We start from the raw sequence: 2,080 nt of genomic DNA on the forward strand, positions 1-2,080 counted from the left end.
CGACACGGCCGGCGGCCCGGCCCGCGTCTCGATCGGCGTCCGTGAGGTGCTGGGCCGGCTGGGCCGGCCCGTGCTCGCCTCGGTCCTCGCCGTCGCCGCCGGGGTGTTCGCCGCGAGCCGCTTCGAGTCCCCGGTGGCCGCTCTCGCGGCCGGCTGTCCGGCCGTGGCCGCCGTCTTCGTGCCGCTCGCCCTGTCCGTCCCGGGCATCCGCCCCGCATCCGCACTGCGCTCCGTACGCACCGTCACACGAAGGCTCACACATGGCCGCTCCCGTTGATTCCGTCGCCACCGGCAGCCCCTCCGCGCCCCGTCCGGGCCCCGTCCCCTGGGTGGCGATGTACCACTCGGTGGGCGACTGCTCGGACGATCCGTACCGCATCACCGTCACCCCCCGGCGGCTCGAACGGCAGTTGGCCTGGCTGCGCCGGCGCGGGCTGCGCGGCGTGTCCGTCGCCGAACTCCTCGCCGCGCGCGCCCGGGGCGAGGGCCGGGACCTGGTCGGCCTCACCTTCGACGACGGCTACACCGACTTCCTCGCCGGGGCCCTGCCGCTGCTGCGCCGCTTCCGCTGCGGCGCCACCCTCTTCGTCCTGCCCGGACGGCTCGGCGGCGACAACGCCTGGGACCCGCTCGGCCCGCGCAAGCCGCTGCTGACCGCGGACGGCATCCGGCGCGCCGCCGCCGAGGGCGTGGAGATCGGCTCGCACGGTCTCACCCACGTCGACCTGACCCGCGCGGACGACGCCACGCTCACCGCCGAGGTCGCCGGGAGCCGGGCCCGGCTGGAGGAGCTGACCGGCGCCCCGGCCGAAGGGTTCTGCTACCCGTACGGCACGGTCGACGCGCGCGCCGTCGAGGCCGTACGGAAAGCGGGTTACACCTACGCCTGCGCCATCGACCCCGGCCCGCTGACCGGCCCGCACGCCCTGCCGCGGGCGCACGTCGGGCAGAACGACACGGCGTGGCGCCTGCACCTCAAGCTCCGGCTGCACCGGCTGCGCCGGCGCCCGGTGGAGGGCCTGTGATGAGGGCGCTGCACATCATCACCGGGCTCGGTGTCGGCGGTGCCGAACAGCAGTTGCGGCTGCTGCTGCGTCATCTGCCGGTCGACTGCGACGTGGTGACGCTCACCAACCCCGGCACGGTCGCCGAGGGGCTCGGCGCCGACGGCGTACGGGTGGTGCACCTGGGCATGGGCGGCAACCGCGACCTGGCCGCGCTCCCGCGCCTGGTCCGGGTGATCCGGTCCGGCGGCTACGACCTCGTGCACACGCATCTGTACCGGGCCTGTGTCTACGGCAGGATCGCCGCCCGGATCGCCGGGGTCCGCGCGGTCGTGGCGACCGAACACTCCCTGGGCGACACCCAGATGGAGGGCCGCAGGCTGACGGCCGGGGTGCGCGCGCTGTACCTGGCGAGCGAGCGGCTCGGCTCGGCGACGGTCGCCGTCTCCCCGACGGTGGCCGACCGGCTGAAGCGCTGGGGTGTGCCCGCCCCCCGCATCGAGGTCGTCCCCAACGGCATCGACCTGGACCGTTTCCTCTTCGACCCGCAGCGGCGGGAACGCACCCGGCGGCGCCTCGGCCTGCCTCGGGGCGCGTTCGTCGTCGGCGGTGTCGGCCGGCTCGCCCGGGGCAAGCGGTTCGACGTCCTCGTCCGGGCGCTGGCCCTGCTGCCGGAGGACCACTGGCTGCTGCTGGTGGGCGGCGGACCCGAGGAGCACGTGCTGCGCCGCACCGCCCATGAGGCCGGGGTGGCGGGGCGGGTCCTGTTCACCGGCGAGCGTCCCGTCGTCCCCGACGGCTCCCCCGGCCCCGACCTGCCCTCGCTGACCTCGGCGATGGACCTGTTCGCCTCCCCGTCCGCGGAGGAGGCCTTCGGTCTGGCGGCCGTGGAGGCGCTGGCGTCCGGTCTGCCCGTGCTCTACGCCTCCTGCCCGGCGATCGAGGACCTGCCGCCCGAGACCCGTGCCGGCGCCCGGCGGGTGCGCGGCGGCCCCGGGGAGTACGCCCGTGCGATCGCCGAGGTCCGTACGGCGGGCCCCGGACCGCGCACGGCCGGCCGGGCCGCGCACCACTAC

At 76.3% G+C, this 2,080-nt stretch carries 2 protein-coding genes and 1 pseudogene; all 3 read left to right on the forward strand.

Annotated elements, in window-relative coordinates; genetic code table 11:
* Nucleotides 1-277: pseudogene (locus tag B7767_RS34890) on the forward strand (murein biosynthesis protein MurJ); the annotation flags it as partial.
* Nucleotides 261-1,025 carry a polysaccharide deacetylase family protein gene (locus B7767_RS34895; protein WP_085575583.1) on the forward strand — a complete coding sequence of 255 codons (765 nt, stop codon included), beginning with the start codon at nt 261-263 and terminating at the stop codon, nt 1,023-1,025. The pseudogene B7767_RS34890 and the gene B7767_RS34895, both read left to right, overlap by 17 nt.
* On the forward strand, nt 1,025-2,080 hold a 1,056-nt coding region (locus B7767_RS34900; RefSeq protein ID WP_085575584.1), incomplete at its 3' end, for a glycosyltransferase. The genes B7767_RS34895 and B7767_RS34900, both read left to right, overlap by 1 nt.

Origin of the sequence: Streptomyces sp. 13-12-16 (assembly GCF_002114215.1) — a bacterium.
Lineage (GTDB): Bacteria > Actinomycetota > Actinomycetes > Streptomycetales > Streptomycetaceae > Streptomyces.